This is a genomic window from Dawidia soli (assembly GCF_018598185.1).
GTDB lineage: Bacteria > Bacteroidota > Bacteroidia > Cytophagales > Cyclobacteriaceae > Ohtaekwangia > Ohtaekwangia soli.
Genome location: NZ_JAHESC010000039.1, coordinates 18,131 through 32,868 on the forward strand (window position 1 = coordinate 18,131; position 14,738 = coordinate 32,868).

Sequence of the window (14,738 nt, forward strand, 5' to 3'; positions counted from 1 at the left end):
GACGATTAACGCCGTACTTTTGCCGCCGATATGAGCAACTCTCTGAAAAACCAATACGACAGTATAATCTTCGATCTTGACGGGACCCTGTGGGACAGTACCGCGAACGTGGCGCTGGCCTGGCAGGATGCCGTCAACAAGGTTGATTACCTGCAGGTGGACATGACGCAGGCGCTGGTGCGCTCGATCACCGGAATGACCTACGACGCAATCTTTGACAAGCTGTTTCCGGACCTGAACGATGCGCAGCGCACCGAGGTGAAGGCGCATTGCTCGGAAAGTGAGCTGCGGATATTGCACGCCAAAGGGGGTGATCTCTACCCGCGGCTGGAGGAGACGTTGCAGGATCTGAGCACCCGCTACAAACTGTATATCGTCAGCAACTGCCAGTGTGGCTACATCGAGTTGTTTTTAGATTTGAACAACCTGCATGCGTATTTCCTGGGGCATCAATGCTATGGCACGAAGGGCCGCCCGAAGGCCGACAATATCCGTGACGTTGTGGGCGATCATGGATTGAAGGCTCCGGTGTATGTTGGCGATACGATGGGCGATTACCATGCAGCTACACAGGCCGGTGTACCGTTTATCTTTGCCGACTATGGATTCGGCAAAGTGTCTGAGGGCATGGTCGCGACGATCAGCACGATCGCTGATCTGAAAACGTTGTTGTAGCTACTATTAAGAAGACTACGGCGGTTCGGACACGCGGTCCCGTGGTCAGGAAAGCACCGTTATTTTTAGGGAGTCGGTATCGCATCCCTGTTTTCCCGTATTAATTTGACGTTAATTTATCGCTTCATTACGGCCAATCAGGTCTGTTTTACGCCATACGTCCGGTCAAAAAAAGGCCCACGGACGTAAAATAGGATGCTAGCGTAATTCGTCTTATCTTTGGATATCAATTGTGGATATTTTAATTCGCTGCCACCCTCGGATTCGCGGCTTTTTTTAGTCTTTCCTCAGTTTAGTCAGGAATAATGTCGGGTGTTTCTACTGTTAATTTGCCGATCAATTATACAATAACGATTCAATAGTGATGGAGAAAGAAAAGGCACTCACCTTTACGAATACACAGCGCGATTTTGTTACCACGCTGAACAGCCGTGTAAACGAGTACTTCAAGTCAAATAATATCGAAAGGCACGGTAATCGCGAGATGTATATTAAAACGGTGTTTATGTTCACGCTGTATTTTGCGCCGTATGTTCTTTTATTAACGGGAGTTATTTCGGGCATAGCATTCTCTCTTATTGCCGTGTTGGTTATGGGACTTGGACTGGCGGGCGTTGGTCTGTCTGTGATGCATGATGCCAATCATGGTGCCTATTCCCGAAAGACATGGATCAATAGTGTTATGGGATACTCGCTCAACCTGGTCGGGGCGAATGCTTTCAATTGGAAGATCCAGCACAATGTTCTGCATCATTCCTACACGAACGTCCATGACCATGATGAAGACATTAGTCCCCGGGGCGTGTTGCGGCTCTCGCCGTCCTCACCCTGGAAACGCGCGTATCGTTATCAGCACATCTATGCGTGGTTTCTTTATGGCCTTATGACGATTGCCTGGTTGGGATACAAGGATTTTGTAAGAATTGTGCGTTATCATCGATCGGGACTGGCGGCAAAGCAGAAAGCAAACATTGTACGGGAGCGGATTATCTTGATAACGTCAAAGCTGGCATACATCGGCTATATCTTTGTTCTGCCCCTGATCTTTACTTCGCTTGTTTGGTGGCAGGTGCTTATCGGCGTGCTGTTGATGCATTACATCGCCGGGTTCATATTGGCTATCATCTTTCAGCCCGCGCACGTTGTGGAGGGGACCGAGTTTCCGCTGCCGGACGCGACAAATACAATCGAAACAAACTGGGCGGTTCATCAGCTCCTGACCACGACGAATTTTGGAAACAAGAGCCGTTGGTTCTCGTGGTATATCGGCGGGTTAAACTTTCAGATCGAGCACCATCTTTTCCCGAACATCTGCCATGTTCACTACCGGAACATTGCCGGTATTGTGCGTAAAACCGCGCACGACTTTGAGCTGCCCTATAAATCGTTTAATACCTTCGTTGGCGCACTGCACGGGCATATGCGATTGCTCAAGGAACTTGGAAAGCGGCCGGCACACGGCATCGCGTAAGCAAGTACTTTAACAGTCGGCTAAGATTAAGATCCGTGCTGTGGTGCCCGTTACACGGCAGCTTCAGGCCGGGTCCGTATTCACCTGGCTGATATGAAGCGTGAATTGGCGGTCAAGCACAATTTCGTACGCATAAGCGGCCAGGAGCTCCGATCCTTTTTTGGAAAGGAATAACATGTTCAGCAGATCCTGTGCGATTTCGGAGCCTTTGATGTCATTGGTTGCTTTGCTTCCTGCTATGTGCAGGCTGAATCCAAAGCCGCTCTTCTTTTTCTCATCCATCGCCAGAACCTCGTGCGGCATAAATTTATATTGTTGCGGTCCCTGCGCGGCGTCGACCATCATCTTGAGAATGGCTGGCCGGTATTTGTTCCAGAGGGGCGCGTATTTTCGAAGTAGGGGTTCAGTCATAACTATGCTTGTTTGTCGGTCGATGGAAAACAATGATGGTCAACCGGGAGATGGATAAAAGTACCACAAAACGACCGAGATACCTAAAATATCGGCAGCCCGGGAGTGATCATTTTGCGTTAAGCTGCCGTTGAGTGGTTTGGTTGCAGCTTTTGAGATTTAGAATCGATGCCTTTGTCTCAACCTTCGTCTGGCAGCGCGTTGAATGCCTGGCGTTTTTCGTTCATCCAGGCATCGGCGGCTTCAGACGAAGTCATGGCTTTCCGCATTTCATTCATCGCTTCGATGTGTGCGGCGTCTCCTTGTTGCACTTTTTCACGGGCGTGTTTGCTAACCATCATAGCAATCTCGTCGAAGCTGTTGGCGCTGAAGGTTTGGTCGCATGCGCCGCCCAGTTGTCTACAGTTCATTGTCTTCATAAGGCAGATTTTAATGAACGGTAAGATCGAATTTTTTTTCGGACTCACCACCTGAAGCTGGCTGTTTCTCCGTTCGCGTGTGGCATAACACATCAGATCACTTGTTAGTCGTGTTGTATCAGTTTTGGCAGGTTGTTTTAAAACGGATTTCATTTGTTAGCAACAGCATGTTTCGGGAAAATTCCGGGCGGGCGAAGGTTGTCAACGGAACGACGGAAACAGGGCCGGGCAAAGGCCCTTTTCGCCGGGGATCCTTCGAGTCAGGCACAGCGTTCTCGATGGATGTTCCACGGATGAACCTCGGATCATCTACTGTATAATAGGGTAGATCACTCCTGGGCGAAGGATAGATTCCGGTAAGGAGAAGTGAGCTTCAGACTGGCACCCGCCGGCATTGGCGGTCCGACTGCAATCATTTGCAATTCTCAAAGGGAATGAAGACATTAAACCCGGAACGGCCATTGCTCAGTCGACGACGGCTACACTATACCTGCAAATGAACATGTTGATAAGAAAAGTTATTGGCAGTTTGCCATTATTTCTACTGGCCCTAACCGTTGCGGCCTATCCAGGATCGCCCTCCCTGCAAAATGCCAAGCCGGTTGTTATTGCCGGCAAGGTGCTTTCGCCAAAGCCGAACTCTTCCATAACACTCGGTATTAATCTCGTCGGGTTCGAACAGAAAGAGCTGACGGTGCCGGTGGATAGTGCGGGGAGTTTTCTGTTTAGATTTTCCGCGTATGTACCGACCGATGCGTGGATGATCTATGGAAACAATTTTCTGATATTATTTCATCCGGGCGATAGCCTCTATATCGAGTTAAATGGCGCCGCTGAAACCCGGGAAGCACTTTTGGAAACGGTAAAATTCAAAGGCACTGCCGCGACAATAAATCAAAAGGCAGCATTATTTCAAGGACTATACTATGCCAGTGCGCTGTACCGGCAGGATTACCGGAAGAAGGAAGACAAAGTAAAGAGGTCCACGCCGGATGAATTTGTACGACATTGCGATTCTTTGCGCAAAGAAGGGATCAAATTTCAGGAGGCTTTTGTGAAGAGAGAAAAACCCAGCCAGGAAGTATCAACCTGGTCGAGGCTTTTTATAGAGCAGAGCTACTACTCCAACCTTTCATTCTACCCCGGTAATCATCGGGCTGCGCTTGCGCTAAAAAAATCTGAATGGGATGTTCCTGTTCAGTATTTCGACTTTCTGGGTAAGTATTATGATATTAAGCAATCCCTGATCAGCGGAGATGCTATCAGCGCTTATATAGGAAACTATACGTACAAATACATTTTGTCCAGGAATCAGCGGGATATCGCAGCCTTAAATAGATCGGTGAGCCGGCATGAGGAAGAATCTATGTTGCTTCAGAACATTGTGCGATACTCGAAAGATGCTTTGACAAGAGAAATCAGCTTGTGTTTTGCGCTGAATAGTCTTTTAGAGCAATCTGCGGTTGGTACATTTGAGGAGAATCGGGATTTAGTGGATAAGCACATTAAACAGCCCTTTCTGCGGGAACCGCTGTTGAGCAAATATCAGGAGAAAAAGAAGGAGCTGGACCGCGGGACACACATCGTAATTGATCCCCTGCGCAGCGGCGTTTCATTCGTGGATAGTGTGCTCCAGCATAATAAGGGGAAGGTTATTTATATTGATTTCTGGGCGACGTGGTGTGGGCCTTGCAGGCAGGAGTTTCCGTATGCGAAGAAGATGGAGGAAGCTTTTCCGGATGGTGTTGTGTTTTTGTACCTATGCCTGGAGTCGAATAAAGACGCGTATCGGAATTTAATGCAGAAATATGCTCACGGAGGCATTCATAGATTTTTGGATGGCGACCAGAGTAACATGGTGCGGCAGAAGTATGATATCAAAGGGTTGCCGCATTATATGTTGATCGATAAAGAAGGCGCTTTTGTCCCGAATAGTGATATCAGGCCGAGTGAGGATAAAACGGAATCGGTGATACGCGAATTGACCAAACGATGATTTTTTGTACAGTAATCATTACTCCAGTTTCCTTCCAACGATTTCGCGTCCACCCTGGTGTAACGTAACGCTTTCGATCGTGCCGGCGGCGTTTTGGTTGAACGTCAGTTGTGCTGCTACTACCTTATAAAAGAAAATGTTCTGGGCTTTGGCGAACACGGGAAATTTATCCTGGCCGGTCGCCTGGGCGTAGAGTTGCTGCTCTTGTCTCGTTACGGTCAGGATAAAGCCCGGGGCGAGCTCGTATCGTCCGATGTATTTTTCCAATACGGCGGCGTCAACGGGGATTTCTGTTTCCTGGACAACCGGAGGCTTACCATCGGTGATGGGTACATTCGTATCCAGCAGGTGCAGGCCAATGTCATCCACGCCGATTGCCGAATTGGTGAGGACCACGACGCCCTTCCTGCCATTCTTCTGAAAGCCCGCAAAGGAGCGATAGCCGCCGGTGCCGCCGCTATGCATGATCACCTCTACGCCATTGATCCGGGAAACATGCCAGCCAAGCCCGACTTGTGGTATAGCGTTAGCCGCGCGTGTGTTTGTCTGTGCCAACTGCATTGCCGGGTACAGACTGCTTTTGGCCTGACCCATGTTGGCGCGGATATACTTGACCATGTCGACCGCATCGGATCGAATGCCTCCGGCGCCGGCCAGGACGGGCAGATCCCAATTCTCGACGGCCACGCCTTCGCTATAGCCTTGAGCCAGGTTCTTTTTCATAGAGGGTGTTAGCGCTACGCGTGTATTGGGCATACCCAGCGGTGTGGCGATGACATCGATCATCAATTTTTCATAAGTCGTTTTTTTCTGTGTTGCCAGGACATGTCCTAAAAGGCCTACGGCATAATTGGAGTATTCATATTCGGAGCCGATGTCGCGCGGCAGTGAATAGCCTTTTAAGAAATCGTACAGCTGCTTCTCGGTATAATCTGCGTATGGGTTCGCCGGGTTAGCGGGTGTGAAGTTGTCGGGCAGCCGGGGAAGCGACGAGGTGTGGTTGGAAAGATTCACCAACCGGATCGTTGCACCGTTCCGCGTGGGGGCGGTGACGCCTGGCGGGAGGTATTTCTGGAGGGGATCGTCGAGCTTCATGTTTCCGTGTACCACTTCGTTGGCGAGCAAAGTGCCTGTGAAGGTTTTGGAGATCGAGCCGATCTCGAACACGGTGTGCTCGGTGACGGCTTCGGCGGTGGTCAATGACTTAACACCAAATGAATAATACCGCACGTCGTCGCCGTCGATCAGGCCTATGACAATGCCAGGGTTGGTGTGATTGCCGACACGCAGGTTGATTCTATCTTTTACGTCCGGAGGAAGGTCGCTTTGGGAGCAGGCGGAGAGACAGGCGGCGGCAACCAGCAGAAGTGGCAGTATTTTCTTGAGCATATCTTTAATACGTCGGTTTCATATTTTTGTTTTCATACGTAACGATGAGCAAGATCTATAGAACGGACTGCTCAAGGCATGGTGTTGTCAATTCATGTATATAGCCTTTACGGATATATACTTTAATTCCAGGGGATTCATCTGTCGGCTTATTTGACTTGTCGGTTGAAGCGCGGCGCTATGTAATTCCGTATGTACCCGCTCGAGACGATTTCCCTTCATTGTGATCTAACCTGTAGAGGGTATTTTCTTTCTAACGTGGCTACCCGGCATTGAGGGAAACCCGGAAATTTCCGGTGGTTATTTGGAACTATTCTAAACACAACCTAATATCGCACAAAAAATAAAGCCGTACAGCGGCAACTGTACGGCTATCCCGGCGAGCCGGGAGCGATTAAACGGAACATTTAAAAGCAATGCAAAGTAGACAAATTTTGCTCATGGCTTTGCTATGTGTGTGCGGTATTTTTGCGCAAGCACAGACAGGGTCGGTTCGCGGTACTATACTTGACAAAACAGGTGAGCCCGCTATAGGTCTGATGGTCAAAATCCAGGACCTTTCTCTCGGTGCAGTGACAGATCATGCCGGCGCCTTTGTCGTCGAAAAAGTTACGCCGGGTAAACATACACTTCTCGTCACCGGCATTGGGTTTCAGCCTATACAACATACTATACATGTAACGGCCGGCTCGGAGGTCGTTGTTTCGCTCACGGCCGAGTCATCTTCCACGGAACTGGAGGAGGTCATGGTGATGGGGCGGTCCGAGGTGCAGGAGACGAACCGACAAGCCTACAATGTCACGGCTGTCGATGCCAAACAGTTGTATAACACAACGCTCGACCTGGCGGGCGCGCTGGATCGTGTTGCGGGTGTCCGTGTACGGGAATCGGGCGGCGTAGGGTCAAGTTTTAATTTATCCCTGAATGGCTTTTCCGGAAACCATGTGCGGTTTTTTATTGATGGAATACCGATGGATGGATTTGGCTCGTCTTTTCAGATCAATAACATTCCCATCAATTCTGCCGACCGGATCGAAGTATACAAAGGCGTTGTTCCCATATCCCTGGCCTCCGACGCGCTGGGAGGTGCCATCAATATTATCACCAACGATCGTTATCGCAACTATGTGGATGTTTCGTATTCTTATGGCTCCTTCAATACGCATCGGAGTGTGATCAATGCCGCCGCCACATCCGAACGTGGCCTGCAGGTGCAGCTGAGCGCCTACCAGAATTACTCTGACAATGACTATAAAGTGAAGGTAGATGCGGCGGATATCTGGACCGGTGCGTATACGCCGGGCGCCTGGGTGCGCCGTTTTCACGACAAGTATCACAATGAGGCATTGATCGCGCAGGTAGGGGTTGTAAAGAAGAAGTACGCGGACAAATTGCTGGTCGGTATTACGCTTGGGCGCAACTACAAAGAAATTCAGACCGGTGCGAGAATGGTGTCTGTCTTCGGCGGGTGGCACCGTCGTGGTGACGTTGTGACACCGACCTTTAAATACAGGAAGCAGGACCTGATCAAAGGCCTGGATGTTACGCTCAATGCCAACTATAACCTGGGAAGCGAGCAGAACATCGACACGATGAACGTTCGGTATGACTGGTATGGTAACAGTAAGCCCAACGGAACCAGCGGTGAACGGTCCAGGAGCCTCTACAAATATAAAAACAATACCGGTGTCGCGACGGCGATGGCGAGCTATCGCATCAACGAGCGTCACTCCGTGGCGATGAGCGATGTGTTCAATACTTTTGATCGCAAGGGATCGGATAAGTTAAACCCGGACGCAACCAACCCACCGAGTAAAACCCAGAAAAATGTTTTGGGCCTGAGCTATGCCTATAGCAAGGAAGACGCTTTTGGCATCACGTTCATCAGTAAGTTCATCACGCAAAAGAATGTTATATCGGCACAGGAAGCCAGCGCAACGACGGACAAGCTTGGCTATGGTGTTGTCGGAACATATTTTTTCTCGTCTTCATTACAGGTAAAAGCATCGTATGAGCTAACCAATAGAATGCCGGAAGCACAGGAGATCTTCGGCGACGTCGAAAACTTCGAGGGAAATCCGAACCTGTTGCCGGAGCAAAGTGACAACATAAACGTAGGCCTGGCCTATACCTTTGCCATCGATGCCGACAATAAGTTCCTCCTGAATGCAAACGGTGTTTATCGTTACTCCCGGAACTTCATTTACAATCGGTTAAACAACAATCAATCGAGGCTCATCCCCGACAACCGGGAGGGAGTTCGGACCTATGGCGGTGATGCCGAGCTTCGCTATTCACACAAAAGGTTAGTATCCGCGGGGGCGACGCTGACCTATCAGTATTTGCAGAATATGCAGAAGATCGAACCCGGATATACCGGTGTCAGCCCGGTTTACCTGGACCAGATGCCGAACATTCCATACCTGTTTGGTAACGCCGATGTCTCCGTATCGCTTCGGGATGTGGGTGCAAAAGGCAACAACCTGAGCGTTGGTTATAACATGCTGTATGTTCATGCATTTTACCTGTACTGGCCCAGCCGCGGGAGCGATAAGCTTGACATTCCCCAGCAATTGAGTCACGACGTGAACCTTGTGTACAGCCTCAAACAGGGCCGGTATAATGTCGGCCTGGAAGCCCGGAACATTACGGATGTCCTGCTGTACGACAACTTCAGCCTCCAAAAACCGGGGCGCGGATTTTACATAAACGTCCGGGCTTTTTTTCATAAGAACAATACTTAACAATACTCTATCATGAATATCAAAACCAAACTGGCAGCGCTGTTTGTTGCCGCAACCTGTGCCGTGTCCTGTTCTGACGACGACAGCAGTACACCCTCTAATCCTGGCAACTTTATCCTGGCGGTAACGCCCGCGGCGTCGACCGGCGTTGCCGACTACCTGCTGACTGCCAGCAGCCTGGATACCGGCAGCATTTCGACCGCCAGAAATGGTGTGGAGCAAGACGGAACATACCGTTATTATGTAACACACAACGACAAATTCTTCAGCATGCTGTACGGCCAGGGCAACCCGGGTGCTGTAACGGCATACGACATACAGGACGGCGCATTAAACAAGCTCACCAATTTCCAGACGGAGACAGTACAATCTTTTGCTCCGGTGAACGATGATCTGTTGCTTGTCAAGATCTCCCGTAACCTGGCCTCGCCTACATCCACCTGGTACAAAGTTAATACCGAGAGTCTGACCATTACTTCCGAGGGCGCAGTCAACACTCTGGATGTAACCGGTGACCTTGGCGAGCTCGCGCACTTTACCTGGATCAAACAAGTGGGGGACAAGGTGTATGCTCCCTATCAGACTATTAAAGACCGAAGCTTTAACACGGATTATCCGGATCAAGCCTGGATTGCCGTATTCAATTACGCAGACATGTCGCTTGATAAGGTGATCGAAGATGATCGTACCAGCTTCATCGGCCGGTATTTTATGGATGGCCTTTCGATCGCTGAAAACGGCGACATCTATGCCTTCTCTCCTTCGGCGGCAACAACCGACGGTGTGCTTTCTTCTACCAAGCCGTCGGCCGTTACCCGCATCAAGGCAAATACGACGGAATTTGACAAAAGCTATTACTTCGATGTCGAGGAGGCCAGTGGCGGTAATAACATCACTTCATGGCTGTACGTAGGCAACAATAATTACATTGTTCACTCGCAGGCGAAATCGGAGCGAACTTCATTTCCTTCGGGTCGTCGCGTGGCGATCGTAAACGTAGTGGACAAAACATATGATCTTGTTACCGGCCTGCCTGCATTCGAAGATATCCTCAGCCTGACCACCAACAACTACACACCGAAAGACGGACGGACAGGCTATATCGGCGTGAATTTGAAAGATGGCAGCAGCTATGTCTACAAGATCGACGTCGCTACCAAAACAGCAACCGAGGGTTTAAAGGTAGAAGGAGGAACGCTTACGGCCATTCAGCACCTGGATTAATCCAAGTATAGATTCCACAAAACTCGTTAGCGCAGGTGTACAACGCCGGCCTGACGAGTTTTACCATGATAACACACTTTTTATGATTGCCACATTCTTTTTCCTTCAGTTGATCGCTTTTCAAATCTGGTATATCACTTCCGACGAAGTGAAGCCAGTTGATCTGCCGGTCTACGCGCGCGGGTTAGTGCGACATAAAAATGCATCCCGGATGATCGGCGCGGCATTGATGCTACTGGTCACCGCATTGTTTATCGCGCAATGGGGCTGGATGACGGGCATCTGCGCCAGCCTGGTTGGACTCATGGGGGTTGGATCCCTGGTGGTGATGCTTAACCCGTTTCGGTATGTAGACGGAAAAGGAGTTGTTGGGCTTTATGTGTTTTTCCTGGTGCTGGAATTTTTAGTTTGATCTATATGCCTGCCAATAAGAAATATCTTACCAAATCACCCTGGCTGCGACTGGCCAAGATACTCGCCGGCGTTGTTGGCGGCTATACGGTTATGTTTAGCTTTCACATGTTGCTGACGAAGCTCTTTCCGCAAGAGAATGTCATTGCGACGTCTTTTTTTACGGGCTATATTCTATGGGCTGTTCTTTTGCTCGTAGCCTTCCTGGCCCGGAGTGTGTGGAAGGTCTGGGCGGCGTACGCCGTGCTAACCCTTTTGTTTTTGCTTCCTTACCTGATCTCTTAAGCGCCGGCCAATGGATAATCGTAACTACAATATTTACTTCCACACGCATACCATCAGCGGTATTATCATTTGTGCGTTATTGTACGTCATGTTTTTCGCGGGTTCATTCTCTTTTTTTAAGGACGATATTTCGGCGTGGCAGAAAAACGAGTCGATCACAGCACAGCGCGGCGTCACCGAGCGGGACTTTAATCATGTGCTGGATTCGCTCGCGGCGAACCACACGTTGAAAGGGCGCGACATCGAGTTTTCCATGCAGCGGCATGGCATGGGAGCATATGTTTCGATGTCGGCTTCGCACGACAGCACGGTGAAAGCAAAGGTGAAGAAGAAGCCGGAAGAGCAGAAAAAGCGCAGAGGCCGGGGCCGGCGTGGGGGTAACGATGATTCGGCTTTCTTTACGTATAACTTTGGCCAGCAGAGAGAAGTCGATTATCAGGCGGGATATGATATGGGTGAATTTTTGTACCGGCTGCATTTTTTGGCACAGTTGAATGTCGTTCCGATTTATGTAGGTGCCCCGTTCGGTTACTTGCTGGCGGGCATTGTGTCGTTTCTTTTTCTCTTTGCGCTCATCACCGGATTGATGCTGCACTGGGATAAGATCGTCTCGAACTTTTTTACGTTCAGGCCGTGGGCGAAGTGGAAGACCGTGTGGACGGATCTTCATACGGGGCTGGGCGTAATTCAATTCCCCTTTCAGTTCATCTTTGCAGTGACCGGAATTGTATTGATTGCCAATACTTTTCTGATGACCCCTTATGCAACCTACCTGTATAAAGGGGATAGCGAGAAGCTATATAAAGCGCTGGAATATTCGGATAGCTCAGAATTCGAGTATACCTACAAACGGCTAGCAGAGACATTCGACCTTAATGCTTACCTGGCGGGTGTTGAGCAGCGAATAAAGGGCGGTGAGATAAGCCGCGTATCGATTAAGAACTACCAGGATGATAATATGCATGTGATCGTGTTGTCGAAGCCGCTGGCCGACGCGAGCTTTGCGGGTTCGGGAAAGACGATCTACCGGGTGCGCGATCGGAAAGTGCTGTCTGAAACATTGCCGGCGGAGCACGCCAGTTATATCGACAACGTAAAAGCGCTTATCTATCACCTGCATTTCGGTGACTTCGGGGGACGGCCGTTGCGTGTCATGTACTTTGTGTTGGGGGCAATGGGTTGTGTGGTGATCATATCGGGGATATTGATCTGGTTGGTGGCGCGGGATAAAAATAGTGTGCCGAAGCATAAGCGCGTTTTTAATTTCTGGACGGCAAATGTGTTTATGGCCGCTTGTATGTCTATGCTACCCGTCACCGCTTTTACCATGATCGTGTTGTTGTTTTTGAAGGATCCCGGTCAAGCGGACATCTACCATTGGTATTTCTATTCGTGGCTGGTGCTGGGTGTTTATTTTATTGTAAGGAAGGATTTGGCGATCACGAACCGGCAGACTACGCTGCTGTCTGCGGCGACTTGTTTTTTATTGCCGCTGCTGGACGGTATCGTGCGGGATAACTGGTTCTGGAATACATACGCGCGGCGGGCGTATGACATATTGTTTATCGATCTGCTGTTCCTAACGCTGGCTGTGATCAGTGTGGTGGTATGGGTGAAGGTTAGGAAGGCGCAGGCGGCTCAGGAAGTTGAAACAACGGTGCAGGAGAAAAAGGAGAAGGCGCGGATACGGGATGTTGAAGTACCCACGCCCACTCACAACTAAACTGCTATTTCATCAAAAGACCGAACTGCTTCGGCCGGATCATGCTTTCGGTATAAACATTTCCGAACCGGTCGGTGACGTTGATCTCCAGGGTCGTATCGGGCGCACTGGCGGCGACGCGGAACATGTGTGCTGTCTCGGTCGAGACAAATGCATCCGTTGGCGCGGCGCCGGCGTTCAGTCGCAGCGCTTCGTACGAAATGATGTGCAGCGGATCGAGCCCCCTTATCCGGTTCACGGGGAGACTTTTTCCGTTTTCGGTTACTTCGATTTTCCACCGACTATCGTAGCCCCACACATTGATCAGTACTTCGTTGCCGGCCTGTTGCGAGGCATAAGGGCCTGCGAATTCCGCGAGTGCGCTATCCGTTGAGTTCGGGGCGAATGCGGCAGCGGTAATGTGCACGGTGTTCAGGTCGTACGCACGGAACTGGTAGTTCTCCCGGTAACCGATGCCTTTGTATAACCACGCGATGTCGCGGCCGTTCATCTTCCAGATGCCATATCCACCCGGACTGCCGTCCCGGCAAATGTGGTTTCCGGCGTAGCCGTTCTTGCCGGTCCACCACCAGGTGGCGCAGATCGCCGCGATGTTATGCTCCATCAGGGAAGCCTTTTCTTCTACCGTATAGTTGATGTGCGTATGCCCGGTCAATACGTGTACGGTAGAAAACTCGCGAAAGCAGTCGATCAAGGTGCTGCCGTTTGTCATATCGACCTTGTTCACTTGTGTGCCGGCCGCGCCGAGCGAGGGGTTTGCGTACAGGGGCGTGTGCATGGCCAGTACAACCGGTGTGGTTTTATCGGTGATGGTGGCCAGGTCTTTTTTCAACCATTCAATCTGGTCGTTATGTACCTTGTCGCGGTAGCTGCGGTCACCGATCGTTCCCTCGGCGGCACCGTTGTTTACATACTCGACGTTGTCCAGTACCACGTAGTGGATCTTACCTAGGTTGAAGGAATAATAGGTGGGACCGATGATGTCGCGGTATTTTTCTTCGGCGTCCCAGTCGTTGGCGTAGTACGGGTCGTTGTCGTGGTTCCCCATCAGGTTAAAGACCGGGCTCTTCAGCTTATTCATGTAGGGGATATACTCGTTGAGCCCGAACCCATTGCTGTACCAGTACAATTCCCAGGTCATGTCGCCCAGGGTCAATACATATACTTTTGTGTCGTCGGCTGCATATTGCTCGATGGTGGCGTTTACGTCGGGGAGTACTTTGCTGTTGAACTGCTCAAGATCGTTGTTGCGGTTGGCCAGGTGCCAGTCGGCCATGGGTATGACGACGTGCTTCTCATTGTTCACTTTCATCAGTGAAAAATCCTTTTGCTCCACGGCGGTGGTGTTATTGCTCACCCGTTTGAAGAACTGCGGGGCGTTGCCCTGGTTGACGACTTCGTAGTTTGCGGGAATAGAGATAAATACAAAGCCGGTCTTTTTGAGTGACGGGAGATAGTATATACCTTTGCTATCGGTAACGGTCACTTCATATCCGTCAGAGACCACGACGCCGGCGACGCCTTTGCCATCACTGTAGACAATGCCTTTCACGGTCATGCCCGCGAGATCCGGAATGTTTGTATCGGCCACTACATTAAACAGTGCACGTCCCAGCGTGAGGTTGTTTGTCCCTCTGATAACTTTTATGGAATACGTGGCGGTGGTAAGCCCGTCGGGCGCCGGGAAGGTCGCCGAATTGTCCGTGATAGCGGTCACGTTTACGGTGAAAATAGTTCCGTCCGACGCGCGCATCAATTCGATCGTGTCGCCTACCTGAAATCCCAGGCCCTGCAGGGTTATGTCTGCCCCGGCTGTAACGTCCAGGCTGGATGGGATGGAGACTCCCTTGATGCCCAGGCTATTATTTTCGTCTATCGCACTGTTGTCCTGGCAGCCGGCAAAACTGAATCCCAATCCACTCAATCCCGCCAGTGTCGTGACGCTTCCTACCTTTATAAAATGTCTTCTTGTGTGCTTCACTTTCTGCTG

The 14,738-nt window shown here is 50.3% G+C and carries 12 protein-coding genes; 8 read left to right on the forward strand and 4 right to left on the reverse strand.

Translation table 11 applies throughout. The annotated features are described in order from the left end of the window. The first annotated feature begins 30 nt into the window (after positions 1–30). Both KK078_RS22260 and KK078_RS22265 read left to right on the forward strand, forming a co-directional pair. The gene (locus tag KK078_RS22260; protein WP_254092532.1) at positions 31–675 is read left to right on the forward strand and encodes an HAD family hydrolase; all 645 of its coding nucleotides are present in this window, start codon (positions 31–33) and stop codon (positions 673–675) included. A 505-nt stretch (positions 676–1,180) separates the two neighbouring features. Next, positions 1,181–2,146, forward strand: a complete 966-nt coding sequence (locus tag KK078_RS22265; protein ID WP_254092533.1) for a fatty acid desaturase family protein — start codon at positions 1,181–1,183, stop codon at positions 2,144–2,146. A gap of 63 nt (positions 2,147–2,209) precedes the next feature. On the opposite strand, the gene KK078_RS22270 is transcribed toward KK078_RS22265, so the two are convergent. Next, positions 2,210–2,557, reverse strand: coding sequence for a hypothetical protein (locus KK078_RS22270; RefSeq protein WP_254092534.1), 348 nt, complete (start codon positions 2,555–2,557; stop codon positions 2,210–2,212). A 179-nt stretch (positions 2,558–2,736) separates the two neighbouring features. Beyond that, the gene (locus tag KK078_RS22275; RefSeq protein ID WP_254092535.1) at positions 2,737–2,976 is read right to left on the reverse strand and encodes a DUF1059 domain-containing protein; all 240 of its coding nucleotides are present in this window, start codon (positions 2,974–2,976) and stop codon (positions 2,737–2,739) included. A 502-nt stretch (positions 2,977–3,478) separates the two neighbouring features. Here KK078_RS22275 and KK078_RS22280 point away from each other — a divergent pair. Then, positions 3,479–4,972, forward strand: coding sequence for a TlpA family protein disulfide reductase (locus tag KK078_RS22280; protein ID WP_254092536.1), 1,494 nt, complete (start codon positions 3,479–3,481; stop codon positions 4,970–4,972). Positions 4,973–4,990: 18 nt separating this feature from the next. On the opposite strand, the gene KK078_RS22285 is transcribed toward KK078_RS22280, so the two are convergent. Continuing rightward, positions 4,991–6,361, reverse strand: coding sequence for a serine hydrolase (locus KK078_RS22285; RefSeq protein ID WP_254092537.1), 1,371 nt, complete (start codon positions 6,359–6,361; stop codon positions 4,991–4,993). Positions 6,362–6,801: 440 nt separating this feature from the next. On the opposite strand from KK078_RS22285, the gene KK078_RS22290 reads away from it, so the two are divergent. The 5 genes from KK078_RS22290 (at position 6,802) to KK078_RS22310 (ending at position 12,748) form a co-directional block, all read left to right on the forward strand. Continuing rightward, on the forward strand, positions 6,802–9,105 hold the full coding sequence (locus KK078_RS22290; protein WP_262898761.1) for a TonB-dependent receptor: 2,304 nt from the start codon (positions 6,802–6,804) through the stop codon (positions 9,103–9,105). A 12-nt stretch (positions 9,106–9,117) separates the two neighbouring features. Beyond that, positions 9,118–10,329, forward strand: coding sequence for a DUF4374 domain-containing protein (locus KK078_RS22295; RefSeq protein WP_254092539.1), 1,212 nt, complete (start codon positions 9,118–9,120; stop codon positions 10,327–10,329). Positions 10,330–10,411: 82 nt separating this feature from the next. Then, entirely contained in the window at positions 10,412–10,741 is a 330-nt protein-coding gene (locus tag KK078_RS22300; RefSeq protein ID WP_254092540.1) for a hypothetical protein, read from the forward strand. A gap of 5 nt (positions 10,742–10,746) precedes the next feature. Next, complete coding sequence (locus KK078_RS22305; RefSeq protein ID WP_254092541.1) at positions 10,747–11,025, forward strand: hypothetical protein; 279 nt, start codon at positions 10,747–10,749, stop codon at positions 11,023–11,025. Positions 11,026–11,035: 10 nt separating this feature from the next. After that, entirely contained in the window at positions 11,036–12,748 is a 1,713-nt protein-coding gene (locus KK078_RS22310; RefSeq protein WP_254092542.1) for a PepSY-associated TM helix domain-containing protein, read from the forward strand. A gap of 4 nt (positions 12,749–12,752) precedes the next feature. On the opposite strand, the gene KK078_RS22315 is transcribed toward KK078_RS22310, so the two are convergent. Then, positions 12,753–14,729 carry a calcineurin-like phosphoesterase C-terminal domain-containing protein gene (locus KK078_RS22315; protein WP_254092543.1) on the reverse strand — a complete coding sequence of 659 codons (1,977 nt, stop codon included), beginning with the start codon at positions 14,727–14,729 and terminating at the stop codon, positions 12,753–12,755. Positions 14,730–14,738: the final 9 nt, after the last annotated feature.

Excerpts from the sequence above, each read along its gene's own strand:
- KK078_RS22260 (WP_254092532.1), top strand. The coding sequence starts at position 31 with ATGAGCAACTCTCTGAAAAACCAATACGACAGTATAATCTTCGATCTT.
- KK078_RS22265 (WP_254092533.1), top strand. The coding sequence starts at position 1,181 with ATGTTCACGCTGTATTTTGCGCCGTATGTTCTTTTATTAACGGGAGTT.
- KK078_RS22270 (WP_254092534.1), bottom strand. The coding sequence starts at position 2,557 with ATGACTGAACCCCTACTTCGAAAATACGCGCCCCTCTGGAACAAATAC.
- KK078_RS22275 (WP_254092535.1), bottom strand. The coding sequence starts at position 2,976 with ATGAAGACAATGAACTGTAGACAACTGGGCGGCGCATGCGACCAAACC.
- KK078_RS22280 (WP_254092536.1), top strand. The coding sequence starts at position 3,479 with ATGTTGATAAGAAAAGTTATTGGCAGTTTGCCATTATTTCTACTGGCC.
- KK078_RS22285 (WP_254092537.1), bottom strand. The coding sequence starts at position 6,361 with ATGCTCAAGAAAATACTGCCACTTCTGCTGGTTGCCGCCGCCTGTCTC.
- KK078_RS22290 (WP_262898761.1), top strand. The coding sequence starts at position 6,802 with ATGGCTTTGCTATGTGTGTGCGGTATTTTTGCGCAAGCACAGACAGGG.
- KK078_RS22295 (WP_254092539.1), top strand. The coding sequence starts at position 9,118 with ATGAATATCAAAACCAAACTGGCAGCGCTGTTTGTTGCCGCAACCTGT.
- KK078_RS22300 (WP_254092540.1), top strand. The coding sequence starts at position 10,412 with ATGATTGCCACATTCTTTTTCCTTCAGTTGATCGCTTTTCAAATCTGG.
- KK078_RS22305 (WP_254092541.1), top strand. The coding sequence starts at position 10,747 with ATGCCTGCCAATAAGAAATATCTTACCAAATCACCCTGGCTGCGACTG.
- KK078_RS22310 (WP_254092542.1), top strand. The coding sequence starts at position 11,036 with ATGGATAATCGTAACTACAATATTTACTTCCACACGCATACCATCAGC.